This window comes from Streptomyces sp. G45 (assembly GCF_049542095.1).
Lineage (GTDB): Bacteria > Actinomycetota > Actinomycetes > Streptomycetales > Streptomycetaceae > Streptomyces.
The window spans coordinates 3,779,466-3,801,918 of the sequence record NZ_JBMUZU010000001.1 but is presented as its reverse complement, the minus strand read 5'-3'; the positions used below and the strand labels follow the sequence as shown (position 1 = coordinate 3,801,918).

Here is a 22,453-nt window from a genome sequence, read left to right as displayed (position 1 = left end):
CAGCAGTGACGGACGGGTCCCAGGGGGTTGGGGAGGCGGTCAGAGGCGGTGGGCCGCCCCGGCGGGGGTGGCGCCCCGGGTGTCGAGCAGCAGTTGGGCCTTCACGGCCAGGCCCTGGAGGTCGTAGGTGCGGTGGTGCTGGAGCAGGATCGTGAGGTCGGCGTCGGCCGCCGCTTCGTAGAGGCTGTCCGCGCGGGGCACCGGGTGGCCGAGAACGTTCCAGTGCGCGATGTACGGGTCGTGGTAGCTGACGGCGGCGCCCAGCTCCATCAGGCGGACGGCGATCTCCTGGGCGGGGGCGCCCTGCTGGTCGGCGACGTCGGGCTTGTAGGTGACGCCGAGGAGCAGCACGCGGGCGCCGCGCGCGGACTTGCCGTGCTCGTTGAGCAGGGTCGCGGCCCGCTGGATCACATAGCGGGGCATGCGGTCGTTGACCTCCTGCGCGAGTTCCACCATGCGCAGGGGGCGGGCGCCGCGGGACGGGCTCGGTACGTCGAGGGGGGCGCCGTGGCCGCCGACGCCGGGGCCGGGGCGGAAGGCGTGGAAGCCGAAGGGCTTGGTCTCGGCGCAGCGGATGACGTCCCACAGGTCGATGCCGAGGTCGTGGCAGAGCACGGCCATCTCGTTGACCAGGGCCATGTTCACGTGCCGGTAGTTGGTCTCCAGGAGGTGCACGGTCTCGGCCTCCCGGGGGCCGCGGGCGCGGACGACCTTGTCGGTGAGGCGGCCGTAGAAGGCGGCGGCGGACTCGGTGCAGGCGGGGGTGAGGCCGCCGATGACCTTGGGGGTGGTCGCGTAGCCGTGGGTGCGGCTGCCGGGGTCGAGGCGGCTCGGGGAGTAGGCGAGGTGGAAGTCGCGTCCGGCGCGGAGCCCCGAGCCCTCCTCCAGGAGGGGGCGCAGGAATTCCTCCGTGGTTCCCGGGTACGCGGGGGACTCCAGGATGACCGTGGTGTGCGGGCGCAGGCGCGCGGCCAGGGCGCGGGCGGCCTCCGCGACCGGGCCGAGGTCCAGGGTGTGGTCCGCCGTCCGGGGAGTGGGGGCGCAGATGACGGCGGTGCGGACGCGGCCGAGCTCGGCGGGGTCGGTGGTCGGCCGGAAGCCGCCGGAGAGCATCCGGCGGACGTCGGCGGCGGTGAGGGCGCCGTCGGCGCCGTCGGCGGGAAGGCGGCCGCTCGCCAGCTCGGGGGCGCGGCCGGGGTCGTAGCCGATGGTGGCGATGGAGCCTGCGGTGGCGGCCTGCGCGAGGGGCAGGCCGAGGTGGCCGAGGCCGATGACGGCGAGGTCTGCGGGCATGGAGCCGTCCTTCCCTGTAGCCGGAGCGGGACGATGGCGCAAGCCCTGTGGACAAGATGGGGCAGCGCAATGTCAGACTAGGAGTAAATATGACCGATTTGCGGTATTGGACTCCGCTGGGCGTCGGAGTGTTGTCCACAGGCGGTGGCTGAAGTCAGCGCGCGGGACAAGAATCTGGGCATGATGTGAGCGCGACCACACCCGACGACGGGAGGCAGCGGTGAGGACAGCGACTCTGGGCCCGGCGGAGCGCGCCGCGGCACTGGCGGCCATGGCCGAGCGCGAGCTGGACATTCTCGTCGTGGGCGGCGGCGTGGTCGGCGCGGGCACGGCGCTCGACGCGGTCACGCGCGGCCTGTCCACCGGCCTGGTCGAGGCCAGGGACTGGGCGTCGGGCACGTCGAGCCGCTCCAGCAAGCTCATCCACGGCGGCCTGCGCTATCTGGAGATGCTGGACTTCGCCCTGGTCCGGGAGGCCCTGAAGGAGCGCGGCCTGCTCCTGGAGCGCCTCGCCCCGCACCTGGTGAAGCCGGTGCCCTTCCTCTACCCGTTGCAGCACAAGGCCTGGGAGCGGGTGTACGCGGGCTCGGGCGTCGCGCTCTACGACGCGATGTCGATGGCCCGGGGCCACGGCCGGGGCCTGCCGGTGCACCGCCACCTGACCCGCCGTCACGCCCTGCGCGTGGCGCCCTGCCTGAAGAAGGACGCCCTGGTCGGCGCCTTGCAGTACTACGACGCGCAGATGGACGACGCCCGCTATGTCGCCACCCTGGTCCGCACGGCCGCCGCGTACGGGGCGACGGTCGCCAACCGCGCCCGGGTGACCGGCTTCCTGCGCGAGGGCGAGCGGGTCGTCGGCGCCCGCGTCCAGGACGTCGAGGCGGGCGGGGAGTACGAGATCCGCGCGAAGCAGATCGTGAACGCCACGGGCGTGTGGACGGACGACACGCAGGCGATGGTCGGCGAGCGCGGCCAGTTCCACGTCCGCGCCTCCAAGGGCATCCACCTGGTCGTGCCGAAGGACCGGATCAACTCGACCACGGGCCTGATCCTGCGCACGGAGAAGAGCGTCCTGTTCGTCATCCCCTGGGGCAGGCACTGGATCGTCGGCACCACCGACACCGACTGGGACCTGGACAAGGCCCACCCGGCGGCCTCCAGCGCGGACATCGACTACCTCCTGGAGCATGTGAACTCGGTCCTCGCGGTGCCGCTCTCGCGCGACGACGTCCAGGGGGTGTACGCGGGCCTCAGGCCGCTGCTCGCCGGGGAGTCGGACGCCACCAGCAAGCTCTCCCGCGAGCACACGGTCGCGCACCCCGCGCCCGGCCTGGTCGTCATCGCGGGCGGCAAGTACACGACGTACCGGGTGATGGCCAAGGACGCCGTGGACGAGGCGGTGCACGGCCTGGACCAGCGCGTCGCCGACTGCGTCACGGAGGACATCCCCCTGGTCGGCGCCGAGGGGTACCGGGCGCTGTGGAACGCCCGCGCGGGCATCGCCGCGCGCACGGGCCTCCATGTGGTGCGCGTGGAGCACCTGTTGAACCGGTACGGCTCGCTGGCCGAGGAGGTCCTGGCGCTGATCGAGGCCGACGCCTCCCTCGCCGCCCCGCTGGGCGCGGCCGACGACTACCTGCGCGCCGAGGTGGTCTACGCCGCGTCCCACGAGGGCGCCCGCCACTTGGACGACGTGCTCACGCGGCGCACCCGCATCTCCATCGAGACCTTCGACCGGGGCACGCGCAGCGCCCGGGAGTGCGCGGAGCTGATGGCGCCGGTGCTCGGCTGGGACGAGGACCAGATCGAGCGCGAGGTCCAGCACTACGAGAAGCGGGTGGAGGCCGAGCGCGAGTCGCAGCGCCAGCCGGACGACCTGACGGCGGACGCGGCCCGCCTCGGGGCGCCGGACATCGTGCCGCTGTAGCGGGGGTGCCTTTAGTGGTCCCGGCGGGTCGCTGTCAAGGAGGGACACGCCGGGATCGGGCGGTTTTGGGCCGAGGAGGGTGAGCAAAGGGGGTATGGCCAGGGGGGTTTGGGGTGGTGCGCCGGGCTTGGCGCGGCCGGGATGTCCCTGATGGGGGAGTTCGGACCCGCGGCGTCGGCCGGTCCCCGGGTGAGGGACAATGGGGGCTCTGTCAGGGCGGGTTGTGCGGGTAGTTGAGGGGACGCATGTCGGAGGCGGAGCAGACGGGCGGGGCTCGTCAGGAACAGAGCGCGCGTCTCCTAGCGGGCCGCTACCGACTCGGTGACGTGCTCGGCCGGGGCGGCATGGGCACGGTCTGGCGCGCCAAGGACGAGACCCTCGGGCGCACGGTCGCGGTGAAGGAGCTGCGCTTCCCGTCGAGCATCGACGAGGAGGAGAAGCGGCGCCTGATCACGCGCACCCTGCGCGAGGCCAAGGCGATCGCGCGCATCCGCAACACGGGCGCGGTGACGGTCTATGACGTGGTCGACGAGGACGACCGCCCCTGGATCGTGATGGAGCTGGTCGAGGGCAAGTCCCTCGCCGAGGCCGTCCGCGAGGACGGGCTGCTCACGCCGCGCCGCGCGGCCGAGGTCGGTCTCGCCGTGCTCGACGTGCTGCGCTCGGCGCACCGCGAGGGCATCCTGCACCGCGACGTGAAGCCGTCGAACGTGCTCATCGCCGAGGACGGCCGCGTCGTCCTCACGGACTTCGGCATCGCGCAGGTCGAGGGCGACCCGTCGATCACGTCGACGGGCATGCTCGTCGGCGCCCCGTCGTACATCTCGCCGGAGCGGGCCCGCGGCCACAAGCCGGGCCCCGCGGCCGACCTGTGGTCGCTCGGCGGCCTGCTGTACGCGGCCGTGGAGGGCGTGCCCCCGTACGACAAGGGCTCGGCCATCGCGACGCTCACGGCGGTGATGACCGAGGCGGTCGACCCGCCGGAGAACGCGGGCCCGTTGCTGGAGAAGGTCATCTACGGCCTGCTCGCCAAGGACCCCGAGCAGCGCCTCGACGAGGCGGGCGCGCGCGCCCTGCTCCTGGACGTCGTCAACGCCCCGGACCTGCCGGACGACCAGGGGCACGAGGAGCCCGCGGAGGCGACGAAGGTCGTGCCGCTGCCGCCGGTGCCCCCGCAGGCGGGTCCGTCCGGCGGCCGCAAGACCGAGGGCCGCAAGGGCGAGGAGGCGGCGGAGCGGCTCAAGGGCGCGTTCCGCTCGGTGCGCAAGAAGGCGGGTACGGCTTCTCGGGGCGCGGGCGCGGGTGCGGGCGCCGGTGCGGTCGGGGGTGGCGCGGCGGCGAGCGCCGCGGGTTCCGCGTCCGTCGGCGGCAGCGGTGCCCTGACGTCCGGTTCCATCACCTCCTCGGGCCCGGCCACCGGTACGGCGGGCGGCGCGGCGGCGTCCGGCACCGGCGTGTCCGGTGCCGCGGGCAGGGCCGCCCCGAAGGCCGACGGGGCCGCCGCTGCCGGGACCGGCTCGGCCGCGGGCGCCTCGGGCCTGGCGGGCGCGCCGGTGACGCCGCCTGTGCCGCCCGCGCCGCCCGTGGCCACCGCCGCGGCGGCTGCCCGCGCCCCGCACATCCCCGCGCAGCCGGGCACCCCGCCGGGGACTGCGGGTCCGTCGGGGCCAGCGGGTCCGACGGGTTCGGCGGGTTCGACGGGCTCGACGGGTTCGTTCGGGCCTTCGGGGCCGCCCGCCCCGCCGCCGAGGGCGCCGCTCACGGACGTCGTGCCCCGGCGCACCCTCGTGATCATCGCGGTGGTCGTCGTCCTGGCCGTGCTCGGCACGGTGCTCGCGTTCGCGCTGAGCGGCGACGAGGGCGGCGGCAAGAGCGGCAAGGAGGGCCAGGACAAGTCCTCCTCCAGCGGCGCGACCGCGGGCGGCGACGGGGACAAGGGCGGCGGCAAGGACGACCAGGGAGACAAGGGAGACAAGGCCGACAAGGGCAAGGACTCCGGAGAGGGCGGGGATCCGGGCGAGAAGGGCGACGGCCAGGGTTCCGGCAAGGACGACGGCCAGGGCGCGCCCATCGGCGGTGACAAGGGCAAGGGCGACCGGGGCAAGGACGACGGTGCCGAGTCGACGTACCAGCACGCGCAGGGCTTCTCCATCGGGCTGCCCAAGGGCTGGAAGTTCAGCACGACGGACCGCGCGGGCGCCCGCTTCACCGGCCCGAACGGCCAGAAGCTGCTCATCGGCTGGACCGGCACGCCGAAGGACAACCCGGTGGCGGACTGGAAGAACCAGGAGCTGGGCATGCGCCGGGCGCAGTACAAGCGCATCCGGATAGAGAAGGTGGACTTCCGCGGCTGGCTCACCGCCGACTGGGAGTTCACCTACGTGGACGGCGGCACGAAGTACCGCTCGATCGACCGCGGCTTCGTGGTCAACGGCGGCTTGGGCTACGGATTGATGTACACGGCGAAGGCGGACGGCTGGCACGAGGGCCAGCGCAGGGACACCTGGCGGACGTTCACGCGGACCTTCGAGCCGAAGAAGTGACCGGAGCGGCGGCGCCGGGAGCGACCAGGGGGACCGGGGGAACCGGTGAGATCTCGCATCCCCTCATTACGTTCGGGCGCTGGCACGTATCGTGAGTGCTTGCGGAGGGTAAGCAGCCGCAACGAGCCGTAAAACGAACGGAATTGACCACCGGGCGGTTGGGGGAGGCATCGTGGACGACTATGCGGGACGGGTGCTCGCCGACCGCTACCGCCTGCCGCTGCCCCCGGCGGACGCGTACGAACTCGCCGAGACCCGCGCCTTCGACACCTACAGCGGTCAGGAAGTCCTGGTCAGGCAGGTGCCGTTGCCCGAGGTCGTGGACGCGGAGGTGGTCGGCGACGAGGGGTTCGGCGACGGTGACCTGAGCGACGTGCTGCCGGGCGGGCTGCCCGACGGCTTCCGCAGCGCGGGCCGCCCGGGGAGCCGGGGCGCGGGCCGCCCGGCGTCGCGGGCCACGCGCAGGCCCAGCGATCCGGCCGTGCGCCGGGCCGTGGAGGCCGCGCAGGCCGCCGCGCGCATCCCCGACCATCCGCGCCTGGACCAGGTCTTCGACGTGTTCGCGGAGGACGGTTCGCTGTGGATCGTCAGCGAGCTGGTCGCGGCCCGGCCGCTGGCGGCGCTCCTGGCCGACAAGCCGCTGAACCCGTTCCGGGCGGCGGAGGTCGCCGCCGACGTGGTGACCGCGCTGCGCGTGCTGCACGCGCACGGCTGGGTCCACCGCAACATCACCGCGCGCACGGTGCTGGTGTGCGACGACGGCCGCGTACTCCTCACGGGCCTCGCGGCGGGCGCCGCCGAGGAGGCCCTGTGCGGCTACGACCCGCGCCCCGAGGAGGACGACTTCTCCGGCTTCACCGCCACGGGCCCTCAGGCCGGGGGGCCCGACGAGGGGGAGCGGTACGAGGGGGGCGAGGAGGACTTCGGGGGGCCGGAGGGGGACGCGTACGGCGACGACGCGTACGGAGACGACGCGTACGGAGACGACGCGTACGGAGACGACGCGTACGGAGACGACGCGTATGGAGACGGGCGCGAGCACGGGGACAGGGACGGGGGCGGGGACGAGGCCGCGTACGGCGAGGCTGGTTCGTACGGGGAGTCTGATGCGTACGGGAAGTCCGCGCCGTACGGGGACTCGGGGGCGTACGGGGGGTCCGAGGCCCATGGTGCGTCCGAGCCGTACGAGGGGTCCGAGGCCTACGGTGCGTCCGAGCCGTACGGAAAGGCCCCGTCGTACGGGGAGTCCGAGCCGTACGCGGGCTCCGCGTCCCGGGGGGCGGGGGAGCCCTACGGGGCGGTCGAGCAGGATGCGCGAGCGGCGCGCGCCGGTGCGTTCGCCGCGTACCGCGCGGGCGCGGCGCGGGCCGCCGCGGCGCGGGTGAACGGGGCGGACGTCGAGGTGGACGCCGGGCCCGAGGGCGCCGACGACCAGGGGCGGATCTCGGACCCGTACGGGGTCCGGGGAACGGCCGGGAGCGCACCCCGTGGCACGGGGCGGTGCCGCGCGGCGGCCTCCCCGCCCAGGGCGCGCCGACGCGAGGCACGCCCCCGCAGCTCCCGCCCGCCCAGGGCGCCGCCCCCGAGGTCCGCGGGCTCGCCGAGCGCGGCGGCCCGCCCGCGCTCCCGGCCCAGGGCCGCCGGGCCCCCGCCCCCGACCTGACCAAGGCCCCCGCCCCGGAAGCGGCGCGCGCTCCCGAAGCCCCTGAGACCCCGGACGCCCCCGACACCCCGGAGGCTGGCGGCTGGGGCGACCCCCAGGAGCGCGGGCCCCGGCGCGGCCCCGCCACCGCCCTCGCCGCGGAGCGGGCCCGGCACGCGCGGATGACCGTCGTCGGCGCGGTCACCGAGCGCTGGGCGCCCGAGCAGGCCGGGCCGGTGCACGAGAACTGGCAGCTCGCCGCCCCCATCGGCCCCGCCACCGACCTGTGGGCGCTCGGCGCGCTGCTCTTCCGCGCCGTCCAGGGCCACGCTCCGTACCCGGAGGACAGCACGGCCGAGCTGGTGCAGATGGTGTGTGCCGAGCCGCCCGCGTTCGCCGAGGAGTGCGGGCCGCTGCGGCCCGTGGTGGAGTCGCTGCTGCGCCAGGACCCGACCGAGCGCATCGACTTCGAGGAACTGAGCGGCTGGCTGCGGTCGTTGGTGCGGTCCGCGCCCGAGCCGGAGGCGGGTGCGCACGTGGTCCCGGCCCCGCCGTACGACGGCGGCAGGCTGCCCGTCGTGCGCCGCCGCGGCGAGGTGGTGCGCAAGCGCCGCCCGCCCGCCCCGGTCCCCACGGGCAGCGGCCACGGGCGGCACAAGCGCGGCCGGGAGCGCGCCCGGGACACCCGGCCGGTGAAGGCGCCGCGCCCGGAGCGGGCGCCACGGACCGCGCGCGGGCCGCGCTCGCTCGGCCGGACGCTGCTCATCGTCATCCTCGCGGGCCTCACGGCCGCCGTGGTGTACGCGATGGTGTTCATGCCGAAGGCGGACGACGACGGCGGCGGCGCGGACCGCACGGGCAACGCGGGCGAGGTGAGCCCCGCGCCCGACGACCGCGGGGACAAGCCCGGCGGCGGGTCCGGCGACACGTCCGACGAGGAGCCGGACGGCGCACCGGGCGGCGACGACGATGAGAAGACATCCGGCGCGACCCCCGGTTCGCAGGAGCCGCAGACCACCGACCCCGACGTCGCGTCCGGCTTCACGCTGCGCAAGGACGAGGAGGGCTTCCGCGTCGCCGTGGCCAACGGCTGGGACCGGCAGCCGATGAACGGCCGCGGCCAGGTGGTGTACACGCACGGCAAGTTCGAGCTGCTCGTGGTGCCCGGCAGGGACGGCACCGACGAGTACGGCACGGACCCGATGAAGTACCAGAAGCAGGACGAGCGCGAGCTCCAGCCGTTCCGCGACTCCACGTGGGCCACGTCCGGCGGGCTGCGCCGCGTCGACGTGGGCGGCCGGACCATGGCCGAGGGGCAGTTCACCTGGCAGGCGCCCGACGGCACCGAGGTCTTCGTACGCAACCTGGCGATGGTCGTGGGCGGGAAGTACCACGTGGTGCAGGTGCGCGGCCCCGAGGCCGAGCGGGACGAGGTGACCCGGCTGTACGAGCAGGCGTCGAAGTCGTACCGGGTCACCAAGTAGGGCCGCGTCGCCGGGCCCACGGGGCAGGACGGCCGGGCCGCCAAGGAGGGCGGCCGGACCACGGGCAGGGCGGCCGGTCACGGGGCAGGACGGCCGGGCCGGGCGGTGGGGCAGGTCAAGGCGGCGCGCCGGGCCAGCCGTCCAGCGAGGACGGATATCCGGAGCTGACCGTTCCGTACGGGGGAAGTAGGGACGACTCCGTCACAGTGCGGTCTCCCAGGCCCCCCGGCCGTTCCCCGCGCCCAGGTGCCTCCTTAATCTGGCACTGTCAACCATCTGGGCCCTGTCCAGACCAACTGCGGGGAAACGTGAATCAGATGCAGGGCCTGCTCCTCGCCGGCCGCTACCGCCTTGGCGAGTCCATCGGCACCGGTGGCATGGGGCGCGTGTGGCGCGCCCGCGACGAGGTGCTGCACCGGGCCGTCGCCGTCAAGGAACTGACGGCCGCACAGTGGGTGCAGGAGGCCGACCGCGCGGTGCTCCTGACGCGGACCCAGACCGAGGCCCGCGCCCAGGCGCAGATCAACCACTCGGCCGTCGTCACCGTCCACGACGTCCTGGAGTACGACGACCGGCCGTGGATCGTGATGGAGCTGGTCGAAGGGCGCTCGCTCGCCGACGCCGTGCGCGACCAGGGCCGCGTCGAGGCCCGCGAGGCCGCCCGGATCGGCCTGTGGGTGCTGCGCGCCCTGCGCGCCGCGCACGCCGCCGGGGTGCTGCACCGCGACATCAAACCGGGCAACGTCCTGCTCTCCGACGACGGCCGGGTGCTGCTCACCGACTTCGGCATCGCCGCGATCGAGGGCGACGCGACCATCACCCGCACCGGCGAGGTCGTGGGTTCCGTCGACTACCTGGCGCCGGAGCGCGTCAGCGGCCGGGACCCGGGCCCGGCGGCCGACCTGTGGGCGCTCGGCGCCACCCTGTACACGGCGGTCGAGGGCAACTCGCCGTTCCGGCGCACCTCTCCGCTCGGCACCATGCAGGCCGTGGTGACCGAGGAGCCTCCGCCGCCCGCCCACGCGGGCCCGCTCGGACCCGTCATCGCGGCCCTGCTGCGCAAGGATCCGGCCAGTCGCCCGGACGTGGACGAAGCCGAGCAGATGCTCGCCGAGGCCGCGGAGGGGCGGCCGCCCAGCGGGTCGCAGGCGTATGTGCCGACGCGGGGTCACACCCGGCCGCAGGGCCCGGAGAACGCCCCGTACGGCACGGCCCCGAGCCCCCACGGCACGGTCCCGGGTCCTCACGGCGCGGCCCCGGCCCACGCCTCCTACGCCCAGGCCCCCGCCTCCCACCCCCTGGCCACCGCCGCGGCCCCCTACCCGGCGCCGCCCGCCCGGCCCCGGCGGCGCCGGACGCTCGCGCTGCTCGCCGCGGCCGTGCTGCTCGTCGGCGGCGGTGGCGTGGCCGCGTACCTCAACGCGAACGACGGCGGGAAGGACGAGGCCCGGACCGGTGCCGGGACCGGCGGCAAGGGCGGAGGCAAGGACGACGGCAAGGGCGGGGGCAAGGACGACGGGAAGCTCGTCGGCGGCATCCCCAAGGACTGGGTGCGCACGCGGGACGCGGAGGGCTTCAGCCTGATGCTGCCCAAGGGCTGGAAGCGCCGCGTGGACGGCAGCCAGATCGACTACACCCCGGACAACGGCCGCCACTTCGTCCGCATCGGCATCGACCGGACCCCCGAGTTCGACTCCCCGTACGCGCACCAGCTCGACCTGGAGAAGCAGCTCAAGCTCCCCGGCTACCGGCGGCTCCACCTGAACTCCAACACCTTCCGGGACCAGCCCGGCGCGCTGTGGGAGTTCAGCTGGACGGCCGGTTCGAGCGACACGACCAGGGGTCCGCGGCGCGCGATCTCGCAGATGTTCCTCAGCCGGGGCGGCGTCGAGTACGTCATCTACATGTCGGCGCCGGAGGGGAGTTGGGACACCACGCGGGAGCAGTTCGACGCCGTGCTGCGCAGCTGGCGCGAGTGAACCCCGAGCGGCGCCCCGCGCACACGCGCCCCGCGCCCGTGTGCCGCCCCGCGCCCGCGCGGGCACCGGCCTGAACTGGCCGTTCCCGCGGATTCGCCCCCGCTGACACGATCCGTGACCTTACCTGTGGGGCATGATGGCCGCATGGGGAGCCTGGGTGACAGCACCCGTGTGATCGCCGGGCGTTACCGCCTGGAGGCGCGCCTTGGCCGCGGCGGCATGGGCGTCGTATGGCGCGCGACCGACCAGCTCCTCGGCCGCCGCGTCGCCGTCAAGGAGATCGCCCTCGACGAGACGCTCTCCGACGAGGAGGCCGCGCGGCAGCGCGCGCGGACGCTGCGCGAGGCGCGCGCGGTGGCGCAGTTGCGGCATCCGCACATCATCGTGGTGCACGACGTCGTCGTCCACGACGAACGGCCGTACATCGTCATGGAGTTCATCGACGGCGGCTCCCTCGCCGAGCGCGTCGCGCGGGCGCCGCTCGGCCCGCACGCCGCCGCGCGGATCGGCCTCGACCTGCTCGGCGCGCTGCGCGCCGCACACGCCGCGGGTGTGCTGCACCGCGATCTGAAGCCCGCGAACGTCCTCCTCGAAGAGGCCACCGGCCGGGTCGTGCTCACGGACTTCGGCATCGCGAAGGTGTCGGGCGCGACCACGCTCACGGAGGGCGAGTCGTTCGTCGGCTCGCCCGAGTACACCGCGCCGGAGCGGATGTCCGGCGAGCGCACCGGGCCCGCGTCCGACCTGTGGTCGCTCGGGGCGCTCCTGGTCGCCGTCGTCAGCGGCGAGTCGCCCTTCCACCGGGACTCCATCGGCGGGGTGCTGCACGCCGTCGTCTTCGACGAGATCCGCCCCCCGCGCGCGGCCGAGCCCCTCGCGCCCCTGGTCCTCGGGCTGCTCGAACGCGACCCGGAGCGGCGGCTCGACGCGACGCAGGCCGAGCGGCTGCTGCGGGCGTACCTGGTGACGGGCGCGATGCCACGGCTCTCCGGGGACCGGGCGGGGCCGGGTCTGCTGCGCCCGGCGCTGCGGCCGCGGCCCCCGCGGGACGTGCCGCTGCTGCCCCCTCCGCTGTCCGGCGCGCCGGGGAACGCGTCCGCCGCCGGGGGCCGTCCGCGCGCGGCCCGGCCGCCGTACGCCGCGTACGCCACGCGCGCCACGCGTGCCGCGAGGCCGCTGAGGCCGCTGAGTGCGCGGCAGGGCCGGGCGATGCTGATCGCCGCGGTGCTCGTGGCGGCCGCGGCGGGCGGCGCGGTGTCGGCGGCGGCGCTGCTGCTCGGCCGTGACGGGGACGGCGCCCCGGCCGCGACCACGACCACCTCGCAGGGCACCGGGGGCACCCGTGAGGGGACGGCCGCCCCGCGCCCCACGGCCACCTCGACCGTCACCAAGACCCCCGGCACCGTGCGCCCCTCGCCGCCCGACGCCCCGCGCGGCTACCGCCTCGCCAGGGACCCGCGCGGCTTCGAGTTCGCCGTGCCCCGGGGGTACGTCCGCGCCTCGGACGGGCCGCGCACCCTGTACTCCTCGCGGGACGGCGCCGTCCGCGTCGCCGTCGAGCCGGGCCGCCCCCGGCCGGGCGGGCCGCTCGCCGCGCAGCGCCGCGCCGACGCCGAGGGCCCGCGCCGCCACCCCGGCTACCGCGACGGCGCGGTCACCGAGACCACCCGCAACGGCCGCCCCGCCGCCCTGTGGCAGTTCACCAGCGACGGCCGCACCGCGGGCGAGGGCGCCCGGCGCACATACGACGTCTTCTGGGAGGAGGGCGGCCGGGGGTACGAGGTGTGGGTGTCGGCCCCGCTGCGGCGGGCCGGGGAGGCGCGGCGGCACTTCGACACGGCGGTGGACACGTTCGTGCGGCGGTGAGTGGCGGGGGCGGGCGGGTTCGCCGAGGGCTTCCGTACGGGGCTTCCGTACGGGGCTTTCGTACGGGCTTCCTGCGGGGCTTTCGTACGGGGCTGGGGGACGGCGCTGGTACGGGGTGGACGGCGCTGGGGCGCACGCGCCGCATCACCCCGGTCACAAGTGCGTGACCCGACTGGAACCGGACAGCCTTGGCGGGATAAGCATGAGGCATGAGCAACGACGGGGGAGCCGTGCACGGCCCGAACGAGACCACCAGCTACGGGCTCCAGCCGCCCCGCCCGCCGGAGGACGCGGGCGCTTCGTACCCTGACCCGACGCAGGTGGTACCGCACCAGCAGGCCCAGGCCCAGGCCCAGGCCCAGGCCCAGGCCCAGGCCCAGGCCCAGTCCCAGGCCACCCAGGCCGACCCGGGCGCGGGGCGGCTGGTCGGCGGCCGGTACCGGCTGCTGTCCAAGCTCGGCCACGGCGGCATGGGCACGGTGTGGCGGGCCAAGGACGAGACCGTCGACCGCGAGGTGGCCGTCAAGGAGCCGCGCGTGCCCGACCACCTGCCGGAGCGGGAGCGGGCCAACGCCTTCGAGCGGATGCGCCGCGAGGCGCGCGCCGCGGCGCGCCTCGACCACCCGGCGGTGGTGAACGTCCACGACGTCGTCGTCGAGCACGGCCAGCCGTGGATCGTCATGGAGTTCGTGCAGGGCCGTTCGCTCGGGGCGGCGCTGCGCGAGGGCACGCTGGGGGCGCGGGAGGCGGCACGCGTGGGGCTCGAAGTCCTCGGCGCGCTCCAGGCCGCGCACGCCGCGGGCATCCTGCACCGCGACGTGAAGCCGGACAACGTGCTGCTCGGCAACCACGACCGCGTCGTCCTCACCGACTTCGGCATCGCCCAGATCGAGGGCGAGACGAACCTGACGGACACCGGCGGCTTCGTCGGCTCGCCCGAGTTCATCGCCCCGGAGCGGGTCCTCGGGCAGCGCCCGGGACCGGCGTCCGACCTGTGGTCGCTCGGCGTCGTGCTGTACGCGGCGACGGAGGGCGTGTCGCCGTTCCGCCGCAACAACACGCCCGCGACGCTCCAGTCCGTCCTCAACGCCACGCCCGCGGCGCCCGCGTCCGCGCAGGGCCCGCTCGCCGACGCCATCAACGGCCTGCTGCACAAGGACCCGGCCCACCGCCCGGACGCCGCGCGGGTCCGGGCGCTCCTGGAGGAGGCGGCGAGGCCCCCGCAGCCCCCGCCCACCCAGGTGATCACGGCCCCGGGCGACACCGCTCCGCGCGGCAAGGGCGTGTTCCTCGGCCCCAAGGCGCTCGCGGCCGTCGGGGGCGTGGTCGTGGCGGCGGTGGCGGCGGGCGTGCTGGTCGCGGTGAACCCGTTCGGGGGCTCGGACTCCGGCACCTGGCAGGAGAAGGAGGCGAAGGGCCTCGGCGCCACCGTCTCGGTGCCGGAGGGGTACGTCACGTCGCTGCCCGACCCCGGTTCCACGGCGAAGGAGCACTGGGTCACCTACCGGGACACCAGCGGCGCGGTGTCGGTGACGCTCTCCCTGGACAAGAAGTCCGAGGACAGCATGAACGCCATCGCGGGCACCTCGATGGCCGAGGCGTACGAGGACATGAAGGCCCTTCAGGACGGCGGTTCGGTCGGCGGCCTGAGCCCCGACGAACTGGGCAGCGGCACGAAGACCACGCAGGGCGACTACGAGGGCAGCCAGTCCGCGGAGAACCTCATCCCGTACGTGAACAAGGAGAGCGAGATCACCTACCCGCGCGAGGCCCGGATCTTCTACTACCGCACCAAGTCCGGCGACATGTACAAGCTGTGGATTGACTACCCGGCGAAGAGCGACTTCACGGAGCGCGGCCGGGAGGTGGCCCGGAAGGCCATCGACAACTTGCGCATCGCCAAGCCTTAACCTGGCGGGGGCGCCTCGCACCGCCCCCTCGGCGCACCGCGCCTCGTCCTCAAACGCCGGACAGGCTCCCCCTCCACGCGCCCCCGACGCCCCTCCCCCCGCCACGACTGATGTAGCCCGTCCGGCGTTTGAGGACGAGCGCGGAGCGCGATGGATCAAGCCCGTCCGGCGTTTGAGGACGAGCCGCGGAGCGGCGATGGAGGCGGGGTGCCAGGGGCGGCAGCCCCTGGTTTCGGGAAAGGGGCGGGATTGGGGGCCACGCGGCGGCGGACACCCCCACCCCCCCAAGAACCCCCTGATCAGCCACTTCACCGCCAGCAATCACTGGCGCCATGTGAGCGCCCGGTGAAACCTCGTTACCCATGGGTACCCAAAGCGCCCGCGCAGGCATACCCTCACCGGCATGACGGACTCGCAGGCCCCCGCGGCACCCCACGGCACCGGCACCGGCACCAACCCGACCGCCCCGACCCCCGCGGGCACCCGCACCGCCGCCGACGTGGTCACGCCCGAACTCGTCGCCCAGCTCACCCGAGGCGTGCTCGGCTCCGGCCGCACCGCCAACCACACGCCGTTCACCGGCGAGAAGCTGGCCGACCTGCCCGAGTCCACGCCCGAGGACGTCGCCACCGCCTTTGAGCGCGCCCGCACGGCGCAGATCGCCTGGTCCAGGACACCGGTGCGGCAGCGCGCCGCGGTCCTGCTGCGCTTCCACGACCTGCTGCTCCAGCGCCAGGCCGAGGCGCTCGACCTGATCCAGCTGGAGACCGGCAAGGCCCGGCTGCACGCGCACGAGGAGATCCAGGCCGTCGCCGTCGCGGCCCGCCACTACGGCCGCCGCGCCGCCGCGTATCTGAACCCCAAGCGGCACACCGGCGTCGTACCGACCCTGACGAAGGTCACCGAGCTGCGCCAGCCGCGCGGCGTCGTCGGCCAGATCGCACCCTGGAACTACCCCCTCGAACTGTCCATCGGCGACGCCCTGCCCGCCCTCGTCGCGGGCAACGCGCTGGTGATGAAGCCCGACACGGAGACCGCCCTGACCGCGCTGTGGGCGCGGGACCTGATCGTCGAGGCGGGGCTGCCCGCCGAGGCCTTCCAGGTCGTCCTCGGCGACGGCCCGGTCATCGGCCCCGAGGTCGTCCGGCACGCCGACTACGTCTCCTTCACCGGCTCCACCCGCACCGGCCGCGAGGTCGCCCAGGGCGCCGCGGCCCGGCTCGTGGGCGTCTCCCTCGAACTCGGCGGCAAGAACGCCATGCTGGTGCTGCACGACGCCGACGTGGAGAAGGCCGCCGCGGGCGCGGTGCGCGCCTGCTTCTCGTCCGCGGGCCAACTGTGCATCTCCATCGAGCGGTTGTACGTCCACGAGTCGATCGCGGACGCCTTCGTGGCGCGGTTCGCGGCGAAGACCAAGGCGATGCGCCTCGGCCGCTGTCTCGCGTACGGCGCCGAGATGGGCTCGCTGGTCGGCGAGCGGCAGTGGGAGACGACGAAGCGGCACGTCGAGGAGGCCGTCGCCAAGGGCGCCACGCTCGTCGCGGGCGGCACGCCCCGGCCCGACATCGGCCCGTACTTCTACGAGCCCACCATCCTGGACGGCGTCGAGCCGCCCATGGCCGTGTGCACGGAGGAGACCTTCGGCCCGGTCGTCTCGATCTACCGCTTCACCGACGAGAACGAGGCGGTCGAGCTGGCCAACGCCACGCCCTACGGCCTGAACTCCTCCGTGTGGACGAAGGACGGCAAGCGCGGCCGCGCCCTCGCCGCCCGCCTGCGCACCGGCACCGTCAACATCAACGAGGGCTACGCGCCCGCCTACGGCAGCGTGCAGTCGCCGATGGGCGGCATGAAGGACTCGGGCCTCGGCCGCCGCCACGGCGCCGAGGGCATCCTCAAGTACACCGAGGCGCAGACCGTCGCCCACCAGCGGCTGCTTCCGCTGGCCCCGTCGTTCGGCATGGACGACGAGAAGTACGCGGCGTTCATGACGGCGAGCCTGAGGGTGATGAAGGCACTGCGCCTGCGCTGAGCCCCCAAGGGGCGCGGGGCCGTGCCCGCGGGCGGCCCCGCCGCGTGGGCGCGCCCAGCCACGGACGGTCCACGGTTCCAACTCGCACCGAGGAGAGCCAATGCCACAGGAGAACTCTGCCCGGAGCGCGGGCAGCCCGGTCAGGGCCGACAGCACAGTCAGGGCAGCCAGGGCAGACAAGGCAGACAGCGCGGGCAGCGCGGACAGCGACGGCCACGGCTGCGACCACGACCACGACTACGACCACGGCTACGACTACGACTACGACTACGACTACGACGTCATCGTCATCGGGTCCGGCTTCGGCGGCTCCGTGTCCGCCCTGCGCCTCACGGAGAAGGGCTATCGCGTCGCCGTACTCGAAGCGGGCCGACGCTTCACGCGTGAGACGCTCCCGAAGAACTCCTGGGACCTGAAGAACTACCTCTGGGCACCGGCGCTCGGCCTCTACGGCATCCAGCGCATCCATCTGCTGGGCAACGTGATGGTCCTGGCGGGCGCGGGCGTGGGCGGAGGGTCGCTGAACTACGCGAACACGCTCTACGTGCCCCCTGCGGCGTTCTTCAACGATCCGCAGTGGAAGGACATCACGGACTGGCAGGACGAGCTGGGTCCCTACTACGAGCAGGCCAAGCGCATGCTGGGCGTGCGGCTCAACCCCACGACCACCCCCTCCGACGTGCATCTCAAGGCTGCCGCCGAGGCCATGGGGGTGGGCGACAGCTTCCACATGGCGCCGGTCGGCGTCTTCTTCGGTGACGGGCGCGACGCCACCGGTGAGTCAACGGCCGGGCCCGGCGCGGAAGTTCCCGACCCGTACTTCGGCGGTGCCGGGCCCGCCCGCAGGGCCTGCACCGAGTGCGGCGAGTGCATGACGGGCTGCCGCCACGGCGCGAAGAACACCCTCACCGAGAACTACCTCTACCTCGCCGAGAAGGCCGGTGCCGTCATCCACCCGATGACCTCCGTCGTCACGCTCACCGAGGACTCCCGGGGCGGCTACGCGGTGGGCACCCTGCCCACCGACAACAAGCGCCGCGGCCGGGGCCGCACCTTCCGGGCCCGCCGCGTCGTCCTCGCCGCGGGCACCTACGGCACCCAGACCCTGCTGCACCGCATGAAGGACAGCGGCCTGCTGCCCCGTATCTCGCCCCGCCTCGGCGAGCTGACCCGCACCAACTCCGAGGCGCTGGTGGGCGCCCAGACCAGCGACCGCCGCTACCGCAAGCGCCACGGCCACACGATGGGACCCCGCGCCGACTTCACCCGGGGCGTGGCCATCACCTCGTCCATCCACCCCAACGACACCACCCACATCGAGCCCGTCCGCTACGGCAGGAAGTCCAACGCGATGGGCGGCCTGACCATCCTCCAGGTCCCGTACACCGCCAAGGGCGGCAAGGCGCGCGTCGCCGGATGGCTGGCCAACTCCGCCCGCCACCCGCTGCTCACCCTGCGCTCCCTGTCCAACCGCCGCTGGTCGGAGCGGACCATCATCGGCCTGGTCATGCAGACCCTGGACAACTCCCTGACCACGTACCGCAAGGAGAAGGGCCTCGGCAAAGGCCTGCTGACGGCCCGTCAGGGGCATGGGGCGCCCAACCCGGACCAGATCCCGGAGGCCACCCGCGCCGCGAGCCTCATCGCCGAGGAGATCAACGGCTTCGCGGGCTCCAACGTCGGCGAGCTGATGGGCACCCCGCTGACCGCGCACTTCCTGGGCGGCTGCCCGATCGGCGACTCGGCGGCCACGGGCGTCATCGACCCCTACCACCGCCTCTACGGGCACCCCGGGATCAGCGTCGTCGACGGTTCCGCGGTCTCCGCGAACCTGGGCGTGAACCCGTCCCTGACCATCACCGCGCAGGCCGAGCGCGCCATGGCGTTCTGGCCGAACAAGGGCGGCGCGGACCCCCGTCCGGCGCCGGGCGCGGCGTACGCGCGGATCGCGCCGGTCGAGCCGAAGGCGCCGGTGGTCCCGGCGGGCGCGTTCGGCGCGCTGAGGCTGCCGTTCCTGGGGGTGCCTGTGGTGCCGCCCAAGGGGTGAGGCCTCGCCGCCGTACGTCCGTGACGCCGCCGTCCGGGCCGGGATGGCGAAAGGACCTGCACCCCCCTCCGAGTGCAGGTCCTTCGCGTCTTGCGGTGGTCTCGTGTCACACCCGCGCGCGGGGCGCGTTACGCGGTGGCGTCCGAGTTACCACGGCGGCGCACCACGTAGACGGTGCCCGCGCCCACGGCCACGGCGGCGCCGCCGACGATGCCGAGCGTCGGCAGCATGGAGCTGGAGCCGGTCTGGGCGAGGCTGCCGGACGGCGGGGTGCTGCTGGTGGGGGCGGTGTCGTCCTTGGCCTGGCTCACCGGCTTGATGCCGCCCTGCGGCCTGGGCCGGGGGCGCGGGGCGGGCTTGTCGGGCAGCGGCACCGCCTCGCCCGGGTAGTCGATGGAGCTGCCCGCCTTCTCGACCGTGAAGTCGAAGTACGAGAACGAGCTGTGCACGCACTCCAGCTCCTCGTCCACGTACCCGCCGAAGCCGAGCGCGTAGCCCGGGCCCGCGGGGGCCTTGGCGCTGATGCTGAGGCGCAGCTTCAGCTCGACCTGCTGGCTGGCGCCGAGCGTGGTCGAGTCGAAGTAGGTGCCGTTGGCGGCCTCGTCGACGATGGACTTCCAGCCCTTGGCGGCGGGGTCGTAGAACTGGACGCGCGCGTAGGTGCTCAGCCAGTCCTGCTCGTCCTCGCTCTCGGAGAAGTTGTCCGCGGCCACCAGCCAGTTGACCTCGCCGAGGTCGTCGTCGCCGACGTTGGTCGCGGTCAGCGTGAACTCGTGCCAGCCGCTGCCCGCGGCGATCCTGCCGGGGAGGCCGTCGAGTTCGAGTTCGAGGTCGTTGCCGAGGTCCTCGCCGTTGTCGTTGTCGTTGTCGTTGTCGGTGTCGCCGTCGGTGTCGCCGTCGGGCTCGCACGGCTCAAGGGAGGGGTCTTCCTCGCCCTCGTCCTCGCCGTCCCCGTTGCCGGGCTTGGCGCCGGGCTTCCCGCCGGGCTTGTCGCCGGGTTCGGTGCCGGGCTTGCCGTCGGGGTCGGTGCCCGGGTCGCCGGGTGTGCCGGGCTCGCCCGGCTTGCCGCCGGGCTTCTCCCCGGGCTTGCCGTCGGACGGCTTCTGGGGGTCGCCGGGGGTGCCGGGGTCACCCGGCTTGTCGCCGGGCTTCTGCGGGTCGCCCGGGTTCGGGCGGGACGGGTCGTCCGGGTTGGCAGGGGCGTCCGGGTCGGCCGGGTCCTCGGGGGCGCCCGGAGTGCCGGGGTCCGCGGGCTTGTCGGCGGGCGCCGGGGTCTCGTTGGCACTCGCGCCGGGCGTCGTGGTGCCGCCCTCAGTCGCGAGCGCGGCCGGGGCGGACAACAGTGCGAGGGGAGCGATGGCGGCCGTCGCGGCTGCGACGGACAGTGCGCGGCGAAGCTTCATGACGACCTCGGGAGTCCGGCGCACCGCGCGTGGCCACGCGGCACGGAGTGGGGGCCCACCCCGCCGGAGCGCGGGAGCGGCCATAGTTACGCATGCATGACTTGTGTTTGCTGTGAATGGTTGTAGGCGAACTCACGGAATATTTATGTGGCTTGGGTCACATGTTTGGAGGTTGTGGGAAGACTTGCCTTGTGCGCCCTCGGTGGGGTGCCGTAGAACTTCCCCCGTTTGCAAGCGAGATGGAACCCAGCAGGCATCCAGATCCAGAAGGCATCCACAGGGAACCCGCCGTGGGGGATCCGGGCGGGGGAGGGGGCGTAAGTGTCCGTGCAGTCGCCGCGTGAGCCCGACGACGAGGCGTCCATACCCGACGAGGTGTGGCGGAAGTTCGCGGAGGACAGCGAGCGGGACATCCGCGCCTCCGCGCCGAAGGAACCGTCCGCGCGGGCGCGCATGGTGGCCGACCGGCTGCGCCGCCTGGACGAGCAGGCGGCGCGCAAGGAGGCCGAGGGCACCTTGGGGCGCAGGCGCCGCCGCCGCAAGGAGGAGGCTGCGGCGCCCTGGCGCCCCGACGAGTGGCGCGCCGCGCCCACGGGGCCGCGGTTGCGTTCGGAGCGGTCCGAGCGCTGGCGCCAGGTGCGCAGCGTGGTGATCGTCGTGGGCTGCATGATCCTCGCCATCGCCCTCCTGGGCCCGTACCGGTTCTGGGCCTGGTAGCCCTCTTCTCCTTCCCTCTCCCTCCCTCTTTGCCGCCGGTGCGGTGGAACCGCGGGCGTGGATCTTCAGTCGTAGAAGTGGTGCGGGTGACTCCGCATCCAGGAGTTCCATGAGGCCCACGAGGTTTACGACGCCTACGAGGTCTACGGGCAGCAGGGCGTGGGCGTGCAAGGTGAAAGCAGGGGGAACGTGAAGTCAGCTGTGTCGCGTGTCGTGGTGACGGTCTCGGTCGCGGCGGCGTTGGGTCTGACCGCCGCGTGCGGCGAGGGTGACGGGGACGGCGGCGACGGCGGCCGCGACGGTGGCACGTCGTCGACGGCGCAGGCGAAGCCGGAGGGGCCGGGCGGCGGTTCCGGCGGTCCCGGCGGTTCCGGCGGGGGCGCCGACGAGGGCTCGCCCGCGGCGCGGAGGCTCGCGGCGTCGGCCCTGGCGAAGGGCGACGTCGACGGCTACGCGGTGGGCCGCAAGGAGGAGTCCGCCGTGGAGGCCGCGTCGGCCGGTGCCCCGGTGAAGCCGTCCGTCTGCCGCCCGCTCTGGGACGTGCTGGCCTCCGTGACCCCGCCGAAGGCGAAGGCCCGCGTCAGCCGCACGGTCGTGGCCACGTCCGACGCGGACGCCGCGACGACGGACGTTCAGCTCTTCGCGTACGCCGACGAGGGCGCCGCCCGGCAGGCGCTGCGGGAGGTGCGTACGGCGACGCGGGCGAACCCGTGCGGCTCCTTCCGCTCCGGCGGCCTGCGCTTCAGCGGCGTCACCGCGCTGCCCGCGCCGGACAAGGGCGACGAGGCGGTCGCGTACAGGATGGGCAGCCGCGAGCAGCAGTTCCAGCGGCGCAACACCGTCACCGTCGTACGCAAGGGCGTGACCCTCGTCTCCTTCGCCGCGTCGAACCAGTACGACCCCGAGAGCGTGGCCAACGACGAGCAGAGCCGCGCGGAGAACCCGGGCGGCCCCGACCTGCCCGGGACGGCGAAGGCGGACGACGAGCCCACGATCCCGACGGCGGTCGTGGACGCACAGCTCAAGAAGCTCAAGTAGGGGCGAGCGGGAGAGGGCGCCGGTCGCTCTGCGCGGCGCCGCGCAGAGCGAAGGGCCCCGCGGGACGGATCCGCGGGGCCCTTGGCCGTCAGCATCGACGTCAGGGCAGCGCCGATGCTTCGGGCGGCGCCGGGGGAGTACGCCGCCTGGTTCTCGTGTGCCGGTGGTCCACCCGGCGCGCCGGGGAGCGTGTCTGGATTAGACCAATGGCAATGACGGTGCGGAAAGCGGCGTTTGCCGCCTGCCCTCTAGGCATCGTGGAGGATGGCCGGTTCCCCGCGCAACCGTTTCGACTACATCCGGATGCCACCGTCTGCAGCGCCCGGAGCGGCACCCGGGCCCCGAATCCGCGAAGCGGAGGCAGGCCGCGCGGAAAGGGGTGCGGGGGAGCTGCGGGATCGGGAGAGCGGAACGAAATCCGGAAGGAGATCCGACAGGAGGTCTGGAAGAAGGTCTGGAAGACCGTCTGAGCGGAGATCCGAATGCAGATCCGAATGGATCGGAAAGGTGCCCGGACGGATCCGGAAGTGCAGGGAATCCGGTGGGGACTGGCCGATCGACCCCGGGCGTCC

General features: G+C 74.2%; 11 protein-coding genes and 1 pseudogene. 10 read left to right on the top strand and 2 right to left on the bottom strand.

Annotated features, from left to right (window positions below; genetic code table 11):
• Window positions 1-39 precede the first annotated feature (39 nt).
• A complete protein-coding gene (locus ACOBQU_RS15345) occupies window positions 40-1,293 on the bottom strand; it encodes a nucleotide sugar dehydrogenase (protein ID WP_423627472.1) in 1,254 nt (417 codons plus the stop codon).
• A gap of 220 nt (window positions 1,294-1,513) precedes the next feature.
• Between ACOBQU_RS15345 and ACOBQU_RS15340 the strand changes: the two genes are divergently transcribed.
• From ACOBQU_RS15340 to ACOBQU_RS15305, 8 genes and pseudogenes are all read left to right on the top strand, one after another.
• On the top strand, window positions 1,514-3,220 hold the full coding sequence (locus tag ACOBQU_RS15340; RefSeq protein ID WP_423627470.1) for a glycerol-3-phosphate dehydrogenase/oxidase: 1,707 nt from the start codon (window positions 1,514-1,516) through the stop codon (window positions 3,218-3,220).
• Between the two features lie 245 nt (window positions 3,221-3,465).
• Entirely contained in the window at window positions 3,466-5,763 is a 2,298-nt protein-coding gene (locus ACOBQU_RS15335) for a serine/threonine-protein kinase (protein WP_423627468.1), read from the top strand.
• 172 nt (window positions 5,764-5,935) lie between these two features.
• Window positions 5,936-8,889: pseudogene (locus ACOBQU_RS15330) on the top strand (protein kinase).
• Window positions 8,890-9,206: 317 nt separating this feature from the next.
• Window positions 9,207-10,868, top strand: a complete 1,662-nt coding sequence (locus tag ACOBQU_RS15325) for a protein kinase domain-containing protein (protein ID WP_423634511.1) — start codon at window positions 9,207-9,209, stop codon at window positions 10,866-10,868.
• Between the two features lie 144 nt (window positions 10,869-11,012).
• Window positions 11,013-12,734, top strand: a complete 1,722-nt coding sequence (locus tag ACOBQU_RS15320) for a protein kinase domain-containing protein (protein WP_423627466.1) — start codon at window positions 11,013-11,015, stop codon at window positions 12,732-12,734.
• A 209-nt stretch (window positions 12,735-12,943) separates the two neighbouring features.
• Window positions 12,944-14,644: a serine/threonine-protein kinase gene (locus tag ACOBQU_RS15315; protein WP_423627464.1), complete on the top strand. Its 1,701-nt coding sequence runs from the start codon at window positions 12,944-12,946 to the stop codon at window positions 14,642-14,644.
• Between the two features lie 403 nt (window positions 14,645-15,047).
• Window positions 15,048-16,676 (top strand): succinic semialdehyde dehydrogenase, encoded by a 1,629-nt coding sequence (locus tag ACOBQU_RS15310; protein ID WP_423627462.1) that lies wholly within the window; start codon window positions 15,048-15,050, stop codon window positions 16,674-16,676.
• Window positions 16,677-16,776: 100 nt separating this feature from the next.
• Window positions 16,777-18,723, top strand: coding sequence for a GMC oxidoreductase (locus tag ACOBQU_RS15305; protein ID WP_423627460.1), 1,947 nt, complete (start codon window positions 16,777-16,779; stop codon window positions 18,721-18,723).
• Between the two features lie 128 nt (window positions 18,724-18,851).
• On the opposite strand, the gene ACOBQU_RS15300 is transcribed toward ACOBQU_RS15305, so the two are convergent.
• Window positions 18,852-20,063, bottom strand: coding sequence for a hypothetical protein (locus tag ACOBQU_RS15300; RefSeq protein WP_423627458.1), 1,212 nt, complete (start codon window positions 20,061-20,063; stop codon window positions 18,852-18,854).
• A 384-nt stretch (window positions 20,064-20,447) separates the two neighbouring features.
• Here ACOBQU_RS15300 and ACOBQU_RS15295 point away from each other — a divergent pair, with 384 nt between their 5' ends.
• Both ACOBQU_RS15295 and ACOBQU_RS15290 read left to right on the top strand, forming a co-directional pair.
• Window positions 20,448-20,843 (top strand): hypothetical protein, encoded by a 396-nt coding sequence (locus ACOBQU_RS15295; RefSeq protein ID WP_423627456.1) that lies wholly within the window; start codon window positions 20,448-20,450, stop codon window positions 20,841-20,843.
• Window positions 20,844-21,032: 189 nt separating this feature from the next.
• On the top strand, window positions 21,033-21,881 hold the full coding sequence (locus ACOBQU_RS15290; protein ID WP_423627454.1) for a hypothetical protein: 849 nt from the start codon (window positions 21,033-21,035) through the stop codon (window positions 21,879-21,881).
• Window positions 21,882-22,453 lie beyond the last annotated feature (572 nt).